Annotated in this window: 15 protein-coding genes, 1 tRNA gene and 2 pseudogenes; 11 read left to right on the top strand and 7 right to left on the bottom strand. The window is 43.6% G+C overall.

The features are described from left to right. Positions 1-3 precede the first annotated feature (3 nt). Complete coding sequence (locus BQ9856_RS13455; RefSeq protein WP_077611488.1) at positions 4-819, bottom strand: MerR family transcriptional regulator; 816 nt, start codon at positions 817-819, stop codon at positions 4-6. A 99-nt stretch (positions 820-918) separates the two neighbouring features. On the opposite strand from BQ9856_RS13455, the gene BQ9856_RS13450 reads away from it, so the two are divergent. From BQ9856_RS13450 to BQ9856_RS25765, 5 genes and pseudogenes are all read left to right on the top strand, one after another. Next, positions 919-3,030, top strand: a complete 2,112-nt coding sequence (locus tag BQ9856_RS13450; protein WP_077611487.1) for an FAD-dependent oxidoreductase — start codon at positions 919-921, stop codon at positions 3,028-3,030. Between the two features lie 13 nt (positions 3,031-3,043). Beyond that, on the top strand, positions 3,044-4,288 hold the full coding sequence (locus tag BQ9856_RS13445; RefSeq protein ID WP_077611486.1) for an NADH-ubiquinone oxidoreductase-F iron-sulfur binding region domain-containing protein: 1,245 nt from the start codon (positions 3,044-3,046) through the stop codon (positions 4,286-4,288). A 35-nt stretch (positions 4,289-4,323) separates the two neighbouring features. After that, complete coding sequence (locus BQ9856_RS13440; protein WP_077611485.1) at positions 4,324-5,781, top strand: FAD-dependent oxidoreductase; 1,458 nt, start codon at positions 4,324-4,326, stop codon at positions 5,779-5,781. Between the two features lie 437 nt (positions 5,782-6,218). After that, on the top strand, positions 6,219-6,770 hold the full coding sequence (locus BQ9856_RS13435; RefSeq protein WP_077611484.1) for a nucleotide triphosphate diphosphatase NUDT15: 552 nt from the start codon (positions 6,219-6,221) through the stop codon (positions 6,768-6,770). A 22-nt stretch (positions 6,771-6,792) separates the two neighbouring features. Continuing rightward, a pseudogene (locus BQ9856_RS25765) lies at positions 6,793-6,870 on the top strand (hypothetical protein); the annotation flags it as partial. Positions 6,871-7,040: 170 nt separating this feature from the next. On the opposite strand, the gene BQ9856_RS13425 reads toward BQ9856_RS25765, so the two are convergent. Both BQ9856_RS13425 and BQ9856_RS13420 read right to left on the bottom strand, forming a co-directional pair. After that, positions 7,041-7,301, bottom strand: a complete 261-nt coding sequence (locus tag BQ9856_RS13425) for a helix-turn-helix domain-containing protein (RefSeq protein ID WP_077611482.1) — start codon at positions 7,299-7,301, stop codon at positions 7,041-7,043. Between the two features lie 330 nt (positions 7,302-7,631). After that, positions 7,632-7,702, bottom strand: a tRNA-Trp gene (locus BQ9856_RS13420). 452 nt (positions 7,703-8,154) lie between these two features. Between BQ9856_RS13420 and BQ9856_RS13415 the strand changes: the two genes are divergently transcribed. Beyond that, positions 8,155-8,397 carry an HPr family phosphocarrier protein gene (locus BQ9856_RS13415; protein WP_077611481.1) on the top strand — a complete coding sequence of 81 codons (243 nt, stop codon included), beginning with the start codon at positions 8,155-8,157 and terminating at the stop codon, positions 8,395-8,397. A gap of 145 nt (positions 8,398-8,542) precedes the next feature. Next, the gene (locus tag BQ9856_RS13410) at positions 8,543-10,924 is read left to right on the top strand and encodes an ATP-dependent DNA helicase (RefSeq protein WP_077611480.1); all 2,382 of its coding nucleotides are present in this window, start codon (positions 8,543-8,545) and stop codon (positions 10,922-10,924) included. Positions 10,925-10,969: 45 nt separating this feature from the next. On the opposite strand, the gene BQ9856_RS13405 is transcribed toward BQ9856_RS13410, so the two are convergent. Continuing rightward, positions 10,970-11,845 carry a LysR family transcriptional regulator gene (locus BQ9856_RS13405; RefSeq protein WP_077611479.1) on the bottom strand — a complete coding sequence of 292 codons (876 nt, stop codon included), beginning with the start codon at positions 11,843-11,845 and terminating at the stop codon, positions 10,970-10,972. A gap of 142 nt (positions 11,846-11,987) precedes the next feature. On the opposite strand from BQ9856_RS13405, the gene BQ9856_RS13400 reads away from it, so the two are divergent. Both BQ9856_RS13400 and BQ9856_RS13395 read left to right on the top strand, forming a co-directional pair. Continuing rightward, positions 11,988-12,596 (top strand): sigma-70 domain-containing protein, encoded by a 609-nt coding sequence (locus BQ9856_RS13400; RefSeq protein WP_077611478.1) that lies wholly within the window; start codon positions 11,988-11,990, stop codon positions 12,594-12,596. 18 nt (positions 12,597-12,614) lie between these two features. Further along, a complete protein-coding gene (locus tag BQ9856_RS13395) occupies positions 12,615-13,226 on the top strand; it encodes a histidine phosphatase family protein (protein WP_077611477.1) in 612 nt (203 codons plus the stop codon). A gap of 17 nt (positions 13,227-13,243) precedes the next feature. On the opposite strand, the gene BQ9856_RS13390 is transcribed toward BQ9856_RS13395, so the two are convergent. Further along, positions 13,244-13,561: a hypothetical protein gene (locus BQ9856_RS13390; RefSeq protein WP_077611476.1), complete on the bottom strand. Its 318-nt coding sequence runs from the start codon at positions 13,559-13,561 to the stop codon at positions 13,244-13,246. A gap of 292 nt (positions 13,562-13,853) precedes the next feature. Between BQ9856_RS13390 and BQ9856_RS13385 the strand changes: the two genes are divergently transcribed. Further along, positions 13,854-15,086, top strand: coding sequence for a 6-phosphofructokinase (locus BQ9856_RS13385; RefSeq protein ID WP_442855589.1), 1,233 nt, complete (start codon positions 13,854-13,856; stop codon positions 15,084-15,086). A 229-nt stretch (positions 15,087-15,315) separates the two neighbouring features. Further along, the gene (locus BQ9856_RS13380) at positions 15,316-19,065 is read left to right on the top strand and encodes a phosphoribosylformylglycinamidine synthase (protein WP_077611474.1); all 3,750 of its coding nucleotides are present in this window, start codon (positions 15,316-15,318) and stop codon (positions 19,063-19,065) included. A gap of 601 nt (positions 19,066-19,666) precedes the next feature. Here the strand turns inward: BQ9856_RS13380 and BQ9856_RS25255 are convergent. Beyond that, positions 19,667-20,038 carry a hypothetical protein gene (locus BQ9856_RS25255; RefSeq protein WP_139348697.1) on the bottom strand — a complete coding sequence of 124 codons (372 nt, stop codon included), beginning with the start codon at positions 20,036-20,038 and terminating at the stop codon, positions 19,667-19,669. A gap of 23 nt (positions 20,039-20,061) precedes the next feature. After that, positions 20,062-20,545, bottom strand: a pseudogene (locus BQ9856_RS25250) (hypothetical protein); the annotation flags it as partial.

Raw genomic sequence — 20,545 nt, 5'->3', positions numbered from 1 at the left:
TTGTCAGTCTTTTGTGTAACATATAATTTGAAGCTCCATACAATAATCATATTTGGAGCATGCCTGCAGATTAACCATTTTCGATATTAAGAAAGCAGTATTCTCTAATTCCAAGTCTTTAATTTTTGAATATTTGTCTAACTCATTGAAGGTAGACATAGTATTTTCTTCTGAATAGAGAAAACTTTTCGTGATATAACGGCCTTCGCGAAGGGTTTTTAATTTCAATCCAGGCAGTTTTTTATCAGAAAATATCCCAAATCCTTTTACCATTAAATGTCCTGTTTTTTTATATTCTGACAGAGAAAATAACAGGCACATCATATCGGTTTCATGATTATCTATATTGCCGATATTTCTATTCACGTATTTGTCAATGTCATATATAGATATATCCAGTTCCTTATAATAAAGATTGCGGCTCATCAGATACTGTTCATATATCCCGATTTTCTCAGGATATTTTGTCCTGTATTTTACATCCGAAATCAGGTTATCGGTAAGCAGCTTTGAATATTCCAGGGCGGCGATTTTTTCTTCTAATAATCCTCTATGGGATTCTAAAAGTGATAACAAGTTATCACTTTCCTTGTTTTCCTCCAGTAATTTTTTCACACGATCCAATGGAATATTTAAGGTTTTGTTTAAATACCGAATTACATCTATAATAAAAAATTGATCGTAGCTGTAATAACGGTAATTGGTATCCGGAGAAATATAATGAGGTTTCAGCAAGTCTAAGTCATCATAATTGCGTAAAGCTTTCGGCGATATTTTAAGAAAACGGGCTACTTCACCGATTGTATACAGGTTTGTCATTTTTTTCACACTCCGCTATTGACTTTGCCCTTGTGGCAAAGTTTATAGTGACAGTATAAATGAATTGGAGTTAAGGAGTCAAGGAAATTGGAGGAAGATATGAGCAAGGTTAAAATCTTAATTGACGGTATGGAATTATATGCAGAGGCAGGTAAAACGATTATGGAGGCGGCGGAGGACTCCGATATTTACATTCCCCACCTGTGTCATCATCCGGATTTACATGATGTTGGCGGCTGCAGATTATGTGTTGTTGAAATCAATGGAAGGGAAGAAGCTTTCACAGCTTGTACGACAAAAATTGAACCGGGAATGATAATAAAAACAAAGTCTGACCGGTTGGATAAAATGAGAAGGCTGTCAATGGAACTCATGCTGGCCAATCATGTAGACGACTGTACCACATGTCCCAAATATTTAAAATGTGAATTACAGTCATTGATCCAGTATTTAGGAGTCAGCACTTCAAGGTTAAGACGGACTTTAAATGCAGTTCCGGTTGAAACCGGCAATCCGTTGATTATCCGCGACTTAAACCGCTGTGTTGCCTGCGGCAGATGCGTCAGAGTTTGTCAGGATATCAGAGGGGTAGGAATTTTAGGACTGGATAAAAATGAAGAAGACAGAGTTTATGTAGGGGTAAAAGGGAAGCGATCATTAGTGGATTCTGACTGCCGCTTTTGCGGTGCATGTGTAGAGGTATGTCCTACGGGGGCGTTGCAGGATAAAAAGGGCCTGTTTAAGGAAGGAAACCGGGAAGATGTTTTGATACCATGCAAGCATGAATGTCCGGCCGGTATCGATGTTCCCAAATATGTCCGTTTTATAAAAGAAGGCAGCTATGAGGAGGCAGCCGCCGTCATTCGTGAAAAGGCACCATTTCCAAAATCACTGGGGCTTGTCTGTATGCGTTTTTGTGAATCCGCCTGTAGGAGAAAAGGAATCAACGGAGCAGTATCCATACGGGATTTAAAAAGATTTGCGGCTGAAAAAGATACCTATAAGTGGAAAGAGAAAGCCTTTAAAAAGGAAAGCACGAATAAAAGAGTGGCAGTTATAGGGTCTGGACCGGCAGGGCTGACCGCTTCCTATTATCTTGCTAAATCAGGACATGCAATTGATGTATATGAAAAGCTTCCTGTCGCAGGAGGGATGTTATCAGCAGGCATTCCGGATTACCGCCTGCCGGGAGAAGTGGTGGAATCTGAGGTTGATATCATTCGGGAAGCAGGAGTCAATATTATTACGAATAGTAAAATTGATTCATTAAAAACACTGCTGGATAAAAAATATGATGCGGTTTTGATCGCAGTCGGAACGGATAAAGGAGTACGTATTCCAATTCCCGGTTCCGATTTAAAGGATGTTCATGTAAATATTGATTTTCTTAGAAAAGATTTATTAAACCTTGATATTGAGCTTAAAGATTCGGCCGTTGTGCTGGGAGGCGGTAACGTAGCCTTTGACTGTGCAAGAACAGCCAGAAGATCAGGCTGCAAAGAGGTATCAGTTGTCTGTCTGGAAGGTCCTGACCATATGACGGCAAGTGATGAAGAAATTGCTGAGGCAAAAGAAGAAGGAATTGAAATCTACAATAGCAGAACCTTTGTAAAGATTGAAGAAAAAGGCGGAAGAGCAGCGGGTGTTGTATGCCGCGAGGTTGAAAGCTTTTCCTTTGATGAGAATAAAAAATTAATCCTCAATGTAAAAGAAGGTTCAGACCATATCATCAACGGTAAGACCATCATTTTCGCCACAGGGCAAAGACCGGATTTAGAAGCTTTTGCGGAGATAAATCTTACTCCCAGAGGACTTATTGATATTGATGAAAGCTGTAAAACCAACATAGACGGCGTCTTTGCAGTTGGAGATGCGGTAACAGGAACAGCCTCTGTTATCCAGGCAATTGCAGCGGCAAGAAAAGCTGCGTCCAGCATGGATATTTATTTGGGCGGGGACGGAAATATAAAAGAAACATTATCGGCAGAGCAGCCTCTAAACCCCTGCATCGGCATGGAAGAAGGATTTGCCGGGAAAGAATGTAATAAGTATCAGTGCATCCCCATAGAGGACAGGTGTGATAATTTTAATCTTATGACGGTTGGCTTAGATGCCAAAACAGCACAGTGTGAGGCTGGCAGATGCCTTCAATGTGATCTGCGTCCCAAACTCACGAAATCAAAATTTTGGACAGAGTATAAAGTAAAGTAAAGAAGGTGGGAAAATGGCAATGGAAGATATCAGGATATATGGACATGGAATAAAAGGCACTCCGGTTTTGGACAGATGGAACAGCAGACCTTTTAAAGAGCTGGCCTGTCTATTTATTGAAGATAACAGGCAAAGTGAAAATGTGAAGTATCTGCTGGAGAATTATTTGGAGCAGGTTATACAGGGAATCAGCATATGCATGAAAGAGTTAAAATTAGAAAAAGTCCGGATATATCTTTCCGCATACTATCGTGGTTTTTTAAAGGAATTGGAACAGCATGGGATGGAAGTTGCAGTAGTGGAAGATAAAAAGCTTTCTGAAAAAGATGTATTTCGTGAGGATACGCTGGTTCATCATGCGGAGACTATGCTGGCATTAAGCCGTTCCTTCTCAGAAAAAAACTATATTCCTAAAAAAATTGTTTCAATTACCGGAGATGTAAAAAATCCGGGAGTTTACGAGGTTCCATTTGGAATAACTTTAAGAGAAATGATTGAAGAGTATGGAAATGGGAGCAATTCTCAAAAAGCTATTAAGTTCGTACAGGTTGGAGGGAATACCGGGACTGTTTTTACCGATGAAGAATTAGATACTGCATTTATTTATTCAAATCTTATGGGCAGCGGAACGATGTTAGAAACAGCGAAGATCGATGTTTATAATATTGAGACCTGCATGGTTGGCTGGGCTTATAAAAAAATGCTGGTAAACAGCAAAGAAACCTGCGGAAAATGCGTGTATTGCAGAGAGGGTATCTATCAGCTTTACCGAATCATGAAGGATGCCACCGAGGGAAAAGGAAAAGACGGGGATATGGAGCTGGCCGATGAGTTATGTGAGACAATAAAAGCCGGTACCTTATGTGACTTTGGTAAAAGCGCGCCGAATCCATTACATACAGCTATGATTAAATTTAAAGATGAATTTGAAAAGCATATCGAACGGAAAATATGTAATACGTTAAGCTGCATCTCTTATGCTGATTATTTCATCGATCCAACCGTTTGCAATGGTTGCGGAGCATGTATGGGCTGTCATCAAAATGCGGTCAGGGGCGGAGAGCATTTCATTCACGTGATTGACACGGATCTTTGTGATAAATGCGGAGAATGTGAAACGGTCTGCAGTATCAGGGCGGTAAAAAGATATGGAACAATAAAACCGCTGCTGCCTTCAGAGCCCATAGCAGTGGGAAGCTTTCAGGAAGGCGGTCCAGGCGTTAAGAAAGGCCTGGGAAGAAAAAGGAGAAAGTTATAATTAATAATTTTAATATAAAACAGGAGGTAAAAAAAATGCGAGAAATGGAAGCTGATGTAATCATTGTAGGGGGAGGAGCTGCCGGAATGGCAGCAGCTATATCTGCGGCAGAGAATGGAGCCGAAGTCATTGTATTTGAAAAGGCAAATACAACCGGCGGATGTGCAAACATGGCAATGGGGCTTTTAGGAGTAGAAACAAAGCTTCAAAAAGAAAGGCTGATTGACTGTACCAGGGAAGGCGCATTTCAGAAGTTCATGGATTATACCCATTGGCGTTCCGATGCAAGATTGGTAAAGAATTATATTTATAAATCAGCAAGTACGATTGAATGGCTGCAGGATATGGGCGTTAAATTTGCTTTGCCTTCCAAATATTTTCCCGGTTCTGAAGCAACATGGCATATTGTCCAGCCTAAGACAGGTGCGCCGGGACTGAGAGCGGCTGCAACCATGATAAAAGCCATGACAGACAGGGCCGAAGAATTAGGGGTTAAAATCTGCCTGGAATCACCGGTACAAAAATTATTAAAAGAAGACGGAGAAGTAGTCGGTATTGTTGCAAAGGATAAGGATGGAGAAGTAACAGCATATGGTTCAGCGGTAATTATTGCTGCAGGCGGGTTTGGTGACAGCCCGGAATTCATCAAAAAGTATACGAGATTTGAATGGGGGAAAGATTTATTTTCTTATCGGATACCAGGACTTACAGGTGATGGAATCAGCATGGCATGGGAAGCGGGAGCGAACAGAGACAGGATGGATATGGAATTAGTCTTCTTTGCACCGAATACAGGCGGATATGCTCCCATCGAACTTCCTTTCAGACAGCCGAACCTGTTTGTAAATCTGGATGGAGAGAGATTCTATGATGAAGCAGTTGTGGAAAATCCTGTGTTCTCAGTGAACGCAATTATAAGACAAAAGAACAGAATTGCATTTTCTATTATAGATGAAAACATATTGAAGCAATATGAGAAAAATGGGCTGGATCTGATCAATGTTGTTACATCTAATATCAGCATGGATGACTTTAAGCAGGAAATGGAAGAAATGATTAAAAACGGGAATGATGTTTTATACATTGCGGACTCTGTTGAAGAATTAGCAGAAAAAACAGGCATTGATAAAGAGGGGCTTGTAAAAACAATAAGTGAATATAATGAATGCTGTAAATCAACAGACCATTTATTTAATAAAAATCCGAAATACTTAAAGCCATTGACAGGACCAAAATATTATGCATTAAAGTTTGCACCAAGTGCATATGGCAGCTTAGGGGGAATTAAAATTAATTATAAGACGGAGGTATTGGATGCAGAAAACAATGTAATACCAGGTTTATATGCAGCAGGTACCGATGCAAACTCTATATGCAATCCGGATTATGTGTTTGTCCTTCCCGGAAATACATTAGGATTTGCGGTAAATTCAGGCAGAATGGCTGGAGAAAATGCTGTTCAGTATATTAAAGAGAATTTTACAGAAGAATAAAAAGCGGAAGATTAACGGTGATGCCAATCATGAGGTAGTGTAATCTGGTTTGTGTCTTTGGGAAAAATGGCTTCTTTTTGATAAGAATTAAGGTATGACAATTCTTATCGAAAAGGAGCATTTTTATTGCAGTTGCAAAGGAGCAAATTCAACAGGTTACGTGATCATGCTCCAAAGGCCGGGCGTGAACAGAGCCTACAAATTTCAAGGATACGGTAAATGCCTTAAATGCCGAAGATTGCGATTAAAAAGTGTTTTGTATTTTAAAAATTGGTAGTATTATAAAAGAAGTAATAAATACCGGAAGGATTATGTGGGGATATTTAAAGATAACGTTAGGTTAATAAAAATAAATAATACAATACATAAATCAAAAAATAAAAGTGCTAATCTTACTATTATATTTGATAATTTAATTAGCTGTGAAAGGTTATGAAATGAGTAATAAAGTATATTGTAAACGATGCGGACATATATGCAAAAAATTTATTGATGGGAGTATTGTCAGATTTTCTTGCCCGGAATGTGGATTTATATATTATCAAAATCCTTTTCCATGTGTATCAACATTAGTAGTGGATGAATGGAACCGTGTTTTATTGGGATTACGGGCGAAGGGCTCCATTTATCCGGATAAGTGGTGCTTGCCGTGCGGATTTATTGAGTATGAAGAGACGTATATAAAAGCGGCTATTCGTGAAACACAGGAAGAAACAGGAATATTAATACAACCACAGGGAATTATTAATGTCGTTTCAAATCGATTGGATAATGGTATCAATTCCATTGTAATAGTCATTTTGGCTAAGCCTGAGACAACTTCAATTACTCCCGGGGATGATATTGTTGAGGCTGGATGGTTTGACCTAAACTCAAACCTTCCGGAATTAGCATTTGATGCTGATATTTATATAATAAATAAATATAAGAAATCGATAAAAGATAAAGAAGAATTCTTTTATTTGGATTTAAAAGGAGATAGCTTTTGAGCCGTTGCACTCTTATACTCTAATGCTTCTTACTGCCGTTCCTAAGCTTGATGTGGAAATACAGACAGACATTACTGAAGGTGCAAAGATTCCCATCATTGATCCGATAGAAACCGGCTGTAAGTATTACTCACTTTGCACAATTGCAAAAGATGAGTGTAAAAATGAACCGATCAGTACCATCAAAAGCACGGAAAAAGGCTTGAAAATGCTGATAAATCTAATCATTTTCAAGCCTTTAAAAGTTGAAAAAAGCATTGGGAAATGGTTTTACTTAGGTGGGGGTGGAGACAGGTGGTCTGTTTGCTCGTCCGTACTGGCAGTTTCGCTGATATCAACACGATATTCCATAATTTCTTCCACGCTGCAATCCAGGATATTGCAGAGCATGTCGATGGTATGGGTAGAAACAAAGTTGTTCTTTTTAAGCCGTCCGATTTGCCCGGCGCTGACCTTATAGTACTTGATCAGATGATACTGGCTGACATTTTTCTTTTTCATGGTTTCCCATAGTCTGTCATAAACAATCATGTTTTGTCACCTCTAATGTTTATTAAACAGTAATTATCCATAATTGCATATTATCCATAATAGGGTATTGCGAGACGCCTTTATAAAGTCTAACAACTGTATTGGGTGTACAAAAACGGGACCAGAAATCTGGAAAGTGGTCATGAAAAACTATATACAAGAATGATATAGCACCGACCCAAAAACCGACCAAAACAGAATGGTATAGATTGGTACTGAGGAAGAAAGAACGAAATCATAGTTTTACGTTTTTGCCGTCCGTAAAACAAAAAAAGCCAAAAACCATTGATTTTCAACGATTTTAGGCTTTTTACACAGTTTATAATTCAGCAGGGGAAGAGGGGCTCGAACCCCCATTTACGGTTTTGGAGACCGTTGCTCTACCATTGAACTATTCCCCTTTAATACAACATTTTATACCCTTAGCCGAGCACCTAGAAAGTATAGCATAGAAGGTTTTAAATTGCAACAGTTTTTTGAAAAAAATAAATAATTTATTCTGCTGTTAATGAATGTCTATTTGTGGTAAAATATAAATCAAATAGTGAAAGAAAAGAGTCCATGCGCTGCGGTTATTTTCCAACGGATGGATGGATTTGGCGTTTTTTATGAAAATAACAGAGTAAAATTGTGAAATTGAATTAGATGAAAAAGTTCAATTGAGAATGATTCCCAAAATAAAACTTGTCTCAGCGAAAACATGCTTATGTATCGTGCATAAATCCGGTGATAATTACATGTTCTGCACAAAAAAAGGTGATATAATCTGATATGAAACATAATTTGACAAATCATGTCAAACATGATATAAGTGTTTTATAGCTTTTTCTTTAATAAAAAAGGAGTCTTGATCATGAAAGAGTTTAAGATTATGTTGCCAACCGTTACCGAGGCGAAAGAGTTTGTTGCTGCTGCTTCCAGATGTAATTTCGACATAGACATATTTTACAATAGAGTAACCATTGATGCAAAGTCTATATTAGGAGTTTTAAGTCTGGATCTGACAAAGGTTCTGACCGTTGAGTTTAACGGGGAAAACCCGGAGTTTGAAGCGTTTCTGGCAGCGAAGGCACCAGGCAAAAATTCAGCAGCATAAAGTAACGTAACGAGAAAAGGGAATTGTACGCCGGGAGGCCTGCAGTTTCCTTTTTTTTTACGCGGGCAACGAGCCAAACGAACATGTTTACATGTTGACTGAAAGCCAAAGGTATTGGGAACGGATGGAAGGAGGGAAAGCCGGAATGGTGGACGGAGAGAAAAAAGTCCTGAAAATATCTGTCAGGAATCTGGTTGAGTTTGTGATGCGTTCCGGCGATCTGGACAACCGGCGGACGTCCGGGGCTGAGAAAACCGCCATGCAGGAAGGGAGCCGCATACACAGAAAGATCCAGCGCCGCATGGGAGCAGATTACCGGGCCGAAGTGACTTTAAAACATACGGTAGAAGAGGATCAGTTCCAGATTCTCGTGGAAGGGCGGGCCGACGGCATCATTGAGAAGCCGGAGGGGGTCACCATTGATGAGATCAAGGGCATTTATATGGATCTGTCCTATTTAACGGAGCCTGTACCGGTGCACTTAGCCCAGGCCATGTGCTATGGGTATTTTTACTGCTTTGACAACCGGCGGAACGGGGCTGTCATGCAGATGACCTATTGCAATATTGAAACGGAGGAAATCCGGCGATTCCAGGTGGAAAAATCCTTTGAGGAGCTGGAAAACTGGTTTCAGGGCCTGATTCATGAGTATATCAAATGGGCCAGATATTTATACAGCCATGGAATACGGAGAGATGAATCCATACGGGAGCTTTCCTTTCCTTATCCCTACCGGAAGGGACAGCGGGAGCTGGTAATCGCGGTATACCGGAGTATTGCCAGAAAGCGCAATTTATTTATACAGGCACCTACCGGGATCGGCAAGACTCTTTCTGCCATTTATCCGGCCATAAAGGCCATTGGGGAAGGGCTTGGGGATAAGCTGTTTTATTTGACAGCCAAAACCATAACCAGGGGAGTTGCCGAGGAATCTTTTGATATTTTAAGGGAAAATGGGCTGTATATGAATACAGTGACAATAACGGCCAAAGAGAAGCTGTGCTTTCTTGAAACACCGGAGTGCAATCCTGACGCCTGTCCGTATGCCAAGGGGCATTTTGACCGGGTGGGCGATGCGGTTTATGATATTATCCATAAGGAGGCCGGGATCACCAGAGAGGTGGTGCTCCGCTTCGCAGAGGAATACCAGGTATGCCCGTTTGAATTCTGTCTGGACATCAGCAACTGGGTGGATTCCATAATCTGTGACTATAATTATGTGTTTGATCCCAACATCCGGCTGAAACGGTACTTTTCCGAAGGTATTTCCGGCGATTACTTATTTTTGGTGGATGAGGCCCATAATCTGGTGCCAAGGGCCAGAGAAATGTACAGCGCAGTTGTTTATAAGGAGGACTTCCTACTTATTAAAAAGATCGTGAAGCCTATGGATGACAGGATCACCAGGCTGCTGGACCGGTGTAATAAAGAGCTTCTGGAAATGAAACGGGAATGTGAGGAATTTCGGATACTGGAAGATATCCGCTTTTTTATGACCGGTATCATGACTCTTTTTGGTGAAATGGAGAAGTTTATGGAAGCCAATCAGGAATTCGGAGACCGTGATCTGGTTCTGGATTTCTATTTCAGTCTCCGTGATCTTTTAAATATCTATGACCGGCTGGATGAGAATTACCGGATCTATACCGAGCTTTTGTCCGACGGGCGCTTTATGCTCAGATTGTTTTGTGTAAATCCGGCAAAGAATTTAAAGGAGTGCCTGGACAAGGGGAACAGCACCGTGTTCTTTTCCGCCACCCTGCTTCCGGTCCAATATTATAAGGAATTGCTGAGCGGAGATCAGGAAGAATATGCAGTTTATGCTCAGTCTCCTTTTGATCAGAAGAAACGGCTTCTAATGATTGCAGCCGATGTCAGCAGCCGTTATACCCGAAGAAACCGCCAGGAATACCGGAAGGTAGTGGACTATATACGGAAGATCGTGTCAGCCCATAGTGGAAACTACATGGTGTTTCTTCCCTCTTATCAGTATCTGAAGGCGGTGGAGGCTATACTGGAAGAGACGGAAGTACTGAAACAGGAATTCACCTATATTTCCCAGGCTTCCCGCATGAGTGAACAGGAGAGGGAGGAGTTCCTTAACGAATTTTCGGAGGAACGGGAAGATTCTTTTGTGGCCCTTTGTGTTATGGGGGGCGTATTTTCAGAGGGGATCGATTTAAAGGAGGGCCGGCTCATCGGAGCCATCATCGTGGGAACCGGCCTTCCCATGGTCTGTACCGAGCAGGAGATACTGAAAGGCTATTTTGATGACCGGGAACAGAAGGGATTTGATTATGCTTACCAGTATCCGGGTATGAACAAGGTCATGCAGGCGGCTGGAAGGGTGATCCGGACGGTCCGCGATGAAGGGATCATTGCCCTGTTGGACGAGCGCTTTTTAAAGCCGGATTATCAGGCGTTGTTTCCGAGGGAATGGGATGGGTATTATGAAGTACGGTTAAAAGATGTAGGTGAGGTGGTCCGTAGCTTCTGGTCCGGTCGGATGGATGAAGGAAGAAAATAAAAACTGCCGTCCGGAAAAGGGGCGGCAGCAAAGAAGCTGCGGGCTTTAAAGCATGTCCATGAATTGCCTGGCGGCCTGGGAAACAGGAATGTTTTCATTATAAGCCACAATCATCTGGCGGGCGGGCAGTTTTTCCGACAGCTTTACCTGGAATAAATCCCTGTCATTTTCAGGAATGCAGAAATCCGGTACAAAGGCGATTCCCAGGCCGATGCGGGCCAGATCAATTAAGAGGTCATTGCTGCTTAGTTCGATCTCAGGCACAAGGTCAAGCTGCTCCTTTTGGAACATGTGGTGAAGGAACTCGCTGGTAGTGCTTTTGCGGTCCAGCATCAGAATGGGATAGGTCTGAAGCTTTTGAAGACTTACGTTTTGCCCTTTCAGGGGAAAATATTCCTGATTGGCAACGAATACATCGGAAAACTCATTGATGATCCGGACGTTCTGTGAGCTTGCAAGGCCGGAGTTGGGATAGTTGGTGATGATAAAATCCACCTGGCCGTTTTCCAGCAGATGGGCACATTCTATGGAGGTCTGGTTGGTGACCTTAATGTGCACATTGGGGTAAGCCTTATGGAATTTATTTAAATAAGGGACCAGATAGTAACGGCAGATGGTGTCACTGGCTCCGATGCGCAGCTGGCCCCCATTTAAGGTATTGGCCTCCAATAGCTGGTTTTCGCCCTTTTGGATCAGATTTATGGCCGGTTCTATATGCTTTAACAGAATTTCGCCTTCCGGTGTAAGTTGGACTTTTTTTGTGCTTCGGATAAAAAGAGTCTGATTGAGTTTTTTCTCCAGTACTTTGATGGACTGGCTGACTGCCGACTGGGAGATGAAAAGTTGTTTGGAAGCTTCCGAGAAGCTTAAGGTGGCAGCTACATGATAAAAGACTTTGTACAGTTCATAATTGATATCCATTATTAGTCCTCCTTATAAATATAAGGACATTCTATCACGGATTTGATTGATTTGTAAAGGAATTTGACAAATTTCCTGGTGTGCGGTATAGTAACGGGCACAGGAATCAGGTTAATAAAAAGAGAAGGAGTGAAAGAATCGTATGCATGATGATTTTTACCAGATGTATCTGGAAGAAATGGGAGACATTGCTCCCTGCACCCTGGAAGAGCAGGGAAAGCTTTTAAAGGAAGCCGCAGAGGGCAGTGAAGAAGCGAAAAAAAGGCTTGTTGAAGGAAATTTACGGGTTGCACTGGAATATGCAAAGGAGTATGACGGCAGAGGCGTACTCATGACGGATCTGGTCCAGGAAGCGAATATGGCTTTGATTCTGGCAGTGGATGAGTATGCAGGGATTGAAGATGGGCCGGATTTTGACAGCTTTGCCAGCCAGAAGATCAGGAAGGCCCTTGAACTGGCTGTGGAGGAACAGCAGTTTGCGGACCGGACCGGGGAAGAACTGGCTGCCCGGGTAAATGTACTTCAGCAGGTATCCCAGGCTCTTGCCGGGGAATTGGGACGGGAAGCCACTGTTGAGGAGCTGGCAGAGAAGATGAAAATGACCGTGGAAGAAATAAAGGGGATCATGAAAATGGCTATGGATGCCATGAGCATGAATGCCGAAAATATGGATATGGAAGCCTTGGCCGGAGTAGAAGGCATTGAAATCACGGAGGACAAGGAATACGGGGATTACAATTACGAAATATAGTGGACCGGGAGAGATAAAATGAAGATATATCTGATACGCCATGGACAGACAGACTGGAACATCCGGGGAAAGATCCAGGGGAGCCATGACATTCCGTTAAATGAAGTGGGACGCAGGCAGGCAGAACAGCTGGCAGAGGGCATGGATACCCGCCCTGTTACCAGGATTTTTTCCAGCACCTTAACACGGGCCATGGAAACGGCTGAGAGGATCAGCCAAAGGCAGAAGGTGGAAATCTGTCCCATGCCGCAGCTCATCGAGGTAGAATTCGGGAAATGGGAAGGCATGACATGGGATGAGATCCGGGAAGCGTATCCGGGGGAATACGAGCGCTGGTATTTTAATCCGGCTGAGTTCACCCCGCCGGGGGGAGAAACCCAGGAGGATGTAATAAAGCGCTGTGTGTGGTCGTTAAAAGAAATTTTAAAGACAACCAACGGAAGAGAGGATGTTGCGGTTGTTTCGCACGGAGCTACGGTGGCCCATCTGGTTTCTTATATGATGCAGGGCAGCCAGGAGGAAGAGAGCATAATCGTAGAGAATGCAAGCATTACAACCTTTCATTATAATCCTCTTACGGAAGACTTTATGCTGTTGGAAATCAATGATACCGCTCATTTAACGGATTAAGGAGAGCCGTGCTTTTCTTAATCAAACAGTGTTTCCACCAGAATTTTCAGCATGGAAGGGGTGGTGCGGATATACAGCCGGTTGCTTCCTGCACAGCGCAGGGAAGTCTGCATAAGGACCTCCTTTGAAGTGGAATGATCGAAGATACCGACCATATCGGCACAGGATTCCACAATGGATTTAAGCTGTCCGGCCTTATGAATGAACGTTTCAATATGTTCCTCATTTAGCTGTAAGCATACCTCCAGGCTGGGATTCTGTCCATCTGTTTTGAAGTGGGTGTTTTCAAATGAATATTTCCGGGATAAGTCCTTTAATTGTTGATCAAGATCCATAGAATGTAACGCTCCTTTTGTTAAAAATCCTTTACTACTATATTGTAAAACCTGAAAACATTCAAGTACTTTTGTAAAAAAATGTCGAATTATGTCGAAATGATCGAACGAGAAAAATCTCCGAAAAGGAACTGGATTTATAAAGTGTATCCGTTGTAAAACAATGTAAAATTGTGAATTTATTATCTACGGTTGATTTTCCGTTTTCTCTATATTATGATAACATTATTACAAATTGTAAGTACTTACAAAATAGGATCGTGGTCAGGGAGGAAACGCGGATATGAAAGAAATAAGAGGAAACGTGATCGTAGGACAGTCAGGCGGTCCGACTGCAGTCATCAATTCCAGCCTGGTTGGGGTTTATAAAACTGCAAGGGACAGAGGAGCAAAGACGGTTTATGGAATGCTCCACGGCATCCAGGGACTCCTGGAGGAGCGGGTGGTGGATTTATCGGAGCACATCAGAAATGATCTGGATATCGAGCTTTTAAAACGCACCCCCTCCTCTTATCTGGGATCCTGCCGTTACAAGCTTCCGGAAATCTGCGAAGATCAGGAAATCTATAAAAAGATATTCCGGATCCTCGATGAAATGGAGGTGGAATTTTTCTTTTACATCGGCGGAAATGATTCCATGGATACCATTAAAAAGCTTTCTGATTATTCTATATTAAACGGCAGCCGAATTCGTTTCATGGGCGTTCCCAAGACCATTGATAACGACCTGGCGGCAACGGATCATACACCGGGTTATGGGAGCGCTGCCAAATACATAGGTTCCATAACAAAAGAGGTGATCCGTGACGGTCTTGTATATGACCAGCAGAATGTGACCCTGTTGGAGATCATGGGACGCAATGCGGGCTGGCTTACGGGAGCGGCAGCTCTGGCAAGGTGCGAGGACTGCGAAGGGCCGGATCTGATCTTTCTCCCTGAAATTCCCTTTGACGTAAATGATTTTATGAAAAAGATTGCAGAATTGCACAAAAGGAAAAAGTCTGTTGTGGCAGCCATTTCAGAAGGAGTGAAGGTAGCGGATGGGCGCTATGTCTGTGAGCTGACCGACAACGTTGATTACGTGGATGCCTTTGGACACCGGCAGCTTACGGGAGCCGCCAGGTTCCTTGCGGAGAAGATCTCCAGGGAAGTGGGCTGCAAGACCAGAGCCATTGAGTTTAACTCCTTACAGCGATGTGCTTCCCACATCGTATCCCGGGTTGATATTACGGAAGCCTTTCAGGTAGGGGGAGCGGCCGTGAAGGCAGCCTTTGAAGGAGAGACGGGAAAAATGGTTATTTTAAAGCGCATCTCCGACGACCCATATATTTGCGTGACAGATATTTACGATGTGCATAAGGTAGCCAATATAGAGAAAAAGGTTCCGGGAGAATGGATCAATGAGACCGGTGATTATGTAATGGAGGAGTTTGTAAACTACATACGGCCTTTGATTCAGGCAGAATTAACTCCCATTATGGCAGATGGGCTGCCAAGGCATTTGTATTATACGGATAAAAAATAACCGGGTGGATTGGGAAGGAGTTTAATTCTTTCCAGTCCTTTTTTTCTTATGAATGTCAAACGTTTTCGGCAGGGAGCATGGCAAGTCAGAAATATTAATATTACTGATTAATAACATAAGATATATTAATTTCACTAATTGATATGTTTTGTGGTATGATGATTACACGAGAATAGCAGGGAGTATTTTGCCCTGATAAACCATAAGGATTCTTTACAAGGAGGAAATTATGAGTGTAAGAAGAGTGTACGTTGAAAAAAAGCCAGCTTATGCCGTAAAAGCCAATGAATTAAAAGAGGAAATCAAAAGCTATCTTGGCATCGGCACAGTGACCAATGTGCGGGTGCTGATCCGCTATGATATTGAAAATCTATCCGATGAAATCTATGGGCTGGCTCTTACCGCTATTTTTTCCGAGCCTCCGGTGGATGAGGTTTATGAGGAGGCCTTTCCCAGAAATGAAGGTGATGCGGTATTTGCAGTGGAATACCTGCCGGGCCAGTTTGACCAGCGGGCTGACTCCGCAGAGCAATGCGTCAAGCTGTTAAAGGAAGACGAGGAACCTGTAATCAAATCCGCAACGACCTATGTGATCTCCGGCACTCTTACGGACACTGAGATTTCCGATATTAAATCTTTTTGCATCAATCCGGTGGATTCCAGGGAAACAGATGAGGCAAAACCGGAAACCCTCATTACGGTGTTCGAGACTCCTGCTGATGTGATTATTTTTCATGGCTTCAGGGAGTTTGCAGAAGACACATTAAGGGAATTATATGATTCTTTAAATCTGGCTATGACCTTTATGGATTTTCTCCATATCCGGAATTATTACAGAACCGAAGAACAACGGGATCCTTCCATGACGGAAATCAGGGTGCTGGATACGTATTGGTCTGACCATTGCCGCCACACCACGTTCCAGACTGAGTTAAAGGATGTAACTTTTACAGACGGTGATTACCGGAAGCCGATGGAGGATACTTATAACCAGTATCTTGCCGACCGGGAAGCGGTGTTAAAGGGCAAAAGCGGCAAGTTTGTCTGCCTCATGGATTTAGCCCTCATGGCGATGAAAAAGCTGCGCATGGAAGGAAAGCTGGAAGATCTGGAAGTTTCCGATGAAATCAATGCCTGCAGCATCGTTGTACCGGTTTTAAATGACGGTGCGGAAGAAGAATGGCTTGTAAATTTCAAAAATGAAACCCATAACCATCCGACTGAGATTGAACCCTTCGGCGGGGCCGCCACCTGTCTTGGCGGCGCGATCCGTGACCCTCTTTCCGGACGCACTTATGTATATCAGGCCATGCGCATAACCGGAGCGGCAGACCCGACAAAGCCATTAAACGAAACATTAAAGGGCAAGCTGCCCCAGAGAAAGATCGTGACCGGCGCTGCAAGCGGCTACAGTTCCTACGGAAACCAGATCGGTCTGGCAACCGGGTATGTGAAGGAGATTTATCATCCCAATTTTGTAGCTAAGAGAATGGAAATCGGAGCGGTCATGGGCGCGGCTCCAAGAAAGAATGTCATCCGGGAGACGTCTGATCCGGGTGATATCATCATTCTGCTTGGCGGCCGGACCGGACGTGACGGCTGCGGCGGTGCAACCGGTTCCTCCAAAGTCCATACAGAGGCTTCCATTGAGACATGCGGAGCTGAGGTCCAGAAAGGAAACGCACCGACAGAACGTAAAATACAGCGTTTATTCCGCAGAGAAGAAGTGAGCAGGATCATCAAGAAATGCAATGACTTTGGTGCCGGCGGTGTGTCGGTTGCCATTGGCGAACTGGCGGATGGCTTACGGATCGATCTGGACAAGGTTCCGAAGAAATACGCGGGACTGGATGGTACGGAAATAGCCATTTCGGAATCACAGGAACGCATGGCAGTTGTCATTGATCCGGGGGATGAGGAACGGTTCCTGGCCTATGCGGCAGAAGAGAACTTAGAAGCTGTTCCAGTGGCTGTTGTAACAGAAGAGCCAAGGCTTGTGATGAACTGGAGAGGAAAGACCGTTGTAGACATCAGCCGGGCATTTTTGGATACCAACGGGGCACATCAGGAAGCTTCCGTTGTTATGGAAGTTCCTGGAAGAGAAGGAAATGTTTTTGTGAAACCGGAGATTTCTAATGTAAGGGAATCCTGGCTGAATCTGCTTTCTGATTTGAATGTATGTTCACAGAAAGGGCTTGTGGAAATGTTTGACGGTTCCATCGGAGCGGGCAGTGTGTTTATGCCTTATGGCGGTAAGTATCAGCTGACAGAGACCCAGTCCATGGTGGCGAAGCTTCCGATGATGAAAGGAAAGACCGATACCGTTACCATGATGAGCTATGGCTTTGATCCATATCTGTCAAGCTGGAGTCCGTACCATGGCGCGGTTTATGCAATCGTATCCTCTGTTGCCAAAATTGTAGCAGCAGGCGGCGATTATAAGAAGATTCGTTTTACATTCCAGGAGTATTTCCGGAGAATGACAGAGGATCCGGCACGCTGGAGCCAGCCATTTGCAGCACTTCTTGGCGCTTACAATGCCCAGATTGGATTCGGACTTCCATCCATTGGGGGGAAAGACAGCATGTCCGGTACCTTTCAGGACATCGATGTACCGCCTACGCTTGTTTCCTTTGCAGTGGATATCGCAAACCGGAAGCATATCATTACACCGGAATTTAAGAAGGCGGGAAGCAGGATTGTGTTATTCCGGATCGGGAAAGATGCGTATGACCTGCCGGTTTACAGCCAGATTATGGGCGGGTATGGAAAAATGTTTGAGGATATCTCCGCAGGCCGTATCATTTCCGCTTATGCGGTGGAAGGCCACGGCCTTTGTGAATCTGTCAGCAAGATGGCTTTCGGCAATAAGATGGGCATAAGGATCGGGCAGAATGTGGACCCGAAGGATTTCTTTGCACCTGGCTGGGGCGATATTGTATGTGAGGTCCCGGAAGGAAAGATTGGAGAACTGGCGATTCCTTATGAGGTTGTAGGCGAAGTGACTGATACCGGTGTATTTGAATATGGTGATGCGGCTATTTCCATGGCTGAAACGCTGCATGCATGGACCGAAACCCTGGAACACGTATTTCCGACTGAGTCAGGAACGGAAAAAACTCCGGTTGCCGAGGTGCTTTACGATACAAAGGATATTTATGTTTGCAAGAATAAGGTGGCAAAGCCGAATGTATTTATACCTGTGTTTCCGGGCACCAACTGTGAGTATGACAGCACAAAGGCATTTGAACGGGCTGGGGCAAATGTAGTAACAAGGGTATTTAAAAACTTAAGCGCCGGGGACATCAGGGAGTCCGCCCGCGTTTACCGCGATGAGATATCTAAGGCCCAGATTGTCATGTTCCCCGGCGGGTTTTCTGCAGGTGACGAACCGGATGGATCTGCCAAGTTTTTTGCTGCCGTATTCCGCAACCCAATGATCAGGGAAGAGATTGAGAAGCTGTTAAAGGATAGGGATGGCCTGATGTTAGGAATCTGCAATGGTTTCCAGGCCATGATCAAACTGGGCCTGGTTCCGGAAGGGATGATCGTGGAGCAGAGGAAAGATTCCCCGACACTGGCTATGAATACTATTGGACGTCATGTTTCAAGGATGGTTTATACAAAAGTAGTTACCAATAAGTCTCCCTGGCTTTTAAACGCAGAATTAGGCGGCGTGTACTGTAATCCGGCATCTCACGGTGAGGGGCGCTTTGTTGCGAGTGAGGAATGGCTTAAGAAGCTGTTTAAAAATGGCCAGGTAGCTACTCAATATGTGGATGAAGAGGGCTGCCCGACCATGGATGAATTCTGGAACCCCAATGGTTCTTATATGGCCATTGAAGGTATCACAAGTCCGGATGGACGTATTCTTGGCAAGATGGCTCATTCCGAGCGCCGCGGCGAGGCCGTTGCCATGAATATTTACGGTGAGCAGGATATGAAGATTTTTGAATCCGGTGTAAACTATTTTAAATGATAAGGATATACGTTTATAACAGCTTGGTATGCTAAAGACTAGTATATTGTAAAAGAAAAAGCAACACATCTGCAGATTATGTTAGGTGCCCCCTATATGTTAGACCTAAAAATCTAACTTATGGGGGGCGGTTCATATGGCCTGCAAATGTGTTGCTTTTTCATAACGTGAGGTGTTAGTGTATAAGCGTTAAGCCATGTAATGAATTTAAGTTTTCAAGTATTGAATTTAAGCATGCTATGATTTATCGTTTGATTGTGATAAGTAAATATAAATTTAATCTTCTGATATTTTTTTAAAGATTAATATCAGAAAGCTGGAGGCATTTCTAATAAATTTTATTCTATTCCGCGGATATCCTTATTATCCTTGGTATAGCTAAGGTTATAAGTAATAGATGAGTATGTTATAAAAAGGAGTAAGGTACTTAATTGATGTACTTAAACAATAATTGTGTAATTTTAAATTTTATTTAATGATGGTATTAACAACGCCTATAATTTTATAAAACGTAAAATACCGCAAATAAGATTATTATAAGGTCTAGGTAACCTACATAAAAGGGGATCGCCAGATGGCAATCCCCTTTTAATATTTAGGTCTAAGCTATTTGCAGGACGGATAACGTTGCCCCCCGGCCGGTAGGAGGGAAGAAGAACGTTGCTTCGGTATCTGCTGACATCAGGATTGTTAATTCATCTCCGGCTGCAAGTGAAAAATAATTGGTCAGTGCGAAAGTTGCTGTTGTACCTGCTATAAGTTCCAGGGTTTGCGTCATATCAGGAGATGGTACAGCATTAAGTCCTAAAGATACAGTGACTGAATCTGCAACAGAAGTATTTCCCGATACAAAAATGTCTATACGATACGTACCAGCTTCTACAATCGTTATAGAATCGGTAATTATACGATTTATATTAGCGAACGTAACGGATTGATTTGTCAGTGGAACTGTAGCTTCAGCGGCAGTCAAATCAATAGACCCGGCTGTTGATGTTAATGTGCCAAAGGAGCTGACAGCAAAGCCGGCGGGCCCAGTATCGCCGGTAGGTCCGGTGTCGCCGGTAGGCCCGGTATCCCCAGTAGGACCAGTATCCCCGGTAGGTCCGGTATCGCCAGTAGGTCCGGTATCGCCCGTCGGCCCCGTAGGTCCAGTGTCGCCGGTAGGCCCGGTATCGCCAGTAGGTCCGGTATCGCCAGTAGGTCCAGTATCCCCAGTAGGGCCAGTATCTCCGGTAGGTCCGGTGTCGCCGGTAGGTCCAGTATCGCCGGTCGGTCCAGTAGGTCCGGTGTCGCCGGTAGGTCCAGTATCGCCAGTAGGTCCGGTATCGCCCGTCGGCCCCGTAGGTCCAGTGTCGCCGGTAGGCCCGGTATCGCCAGTAGGTCCAGTATCCCCAGTAGGGCCAGTATCTCCGGTCGGCCCGGTATCGCCAATCGGTCCAGTGTCACCGGTAGGCCCGGTATCGCCGGTCGGTCCAGT

Source organism: Clostridium sp. Marseille-P2415, assembly GCF_900155545.1.
Taxonomy (GTDB): domain Bacteria; phylum Bacillota; class Clostridia; order Lachnospirales; family Lachnospiraceae; genus Lacrimispora.
Note: the sequence above shows the minus strand (reverse complement) of the source record. Positions and strands in the feature narration are given on the sequence as shown.

Coding starts and splice junctions, on each gene's coding strand:
- BQ9856_RS13455 (WP_077611488.1), bottom strand. CDS start 819: ATGACAAACCTGTATACAATCGGTGAAGTAGCCCGTTTTCTTAAAATA.
- BQ9856_RS13450 (WP_077611487.1), top strand. CDS start 919: ATGAGCAAGGTTAAAATCTTAATTGACGGTATGGAATTATATGCAGAG.
- BQ9856_RS13445 (WP_077611486.1), top strand. CDS start 3,044: ATGGCAATGGAAGATATCAGGATATATGGACATGGAATAAAAGGCACT.
- BQ9856_RS13440 (WP_077611485.1), top strand. CDS start 4,324: ATGCGAGAAATGGAAGCTGATGTAATCATTGTAGGGGGAGGAGCTGCC.
- BQ9856_RS13435 (WP_077611484.1), top strand. CDS start 6,219: ATGAGTAATAAAGTATATTGTAAACGATGCGGACATATATGCAAAAAA.
- BQ9856_RS13425 (WP_077611482.1), bottom strand. CDS start 7,301: ATGATTGTTTATGACAGACTATGGGAAACCATGAAAAAGAAAAATGTC.
- BQ9856_RS13415 (WP_077611481.1), top strand. CDS start 8,155: ATGAAAGAGTTTAAGATTATGTTGCCAACCGTTACCGAGGCGAAAGAG.
- BQ9856_RS13410 (WP_077611480.1), top strand. CDS start 8,543: ATGGTGGACGGAGAGAAAAAAGTCCTGAAAATATCTGTCAGGAATCTG.
- BQ9856_RS13405 (WP_077611479.1), bottom strand. CDS start 11,845: ATGGATATCAATTATGAACTGTACAAAGTCTTTTATCATGTAGCTGCC.
- BQ9856_RS13400 (WP_077611478.1), top strand. CDS start 11,988: ATGCATGATGATTTTTACCAGATGTATCTGGAAGAAATGGGAGACATT.
- BQ9856_RS13395 (WP_077611477.1), top strand. CDS start 12,615: ATGAAGATATATCTGATACGCCATGGACAGACAGACTGGAACATCCGG.
- BQ9856_RS13390 (WP_077611476.1), bottom strand. CDS start 13,561: ATGGATCTTGATCAACAATTAAAGGACTTATCCCGGAAATATTCATTT.
- BQ9856_RS13380 (WP_077611474.1), top strand. CDS start 15,316: ATGAGTGTAAGAAGAGTGTACGTTGAAAAAAAGCCAGCTTATGCCGTA.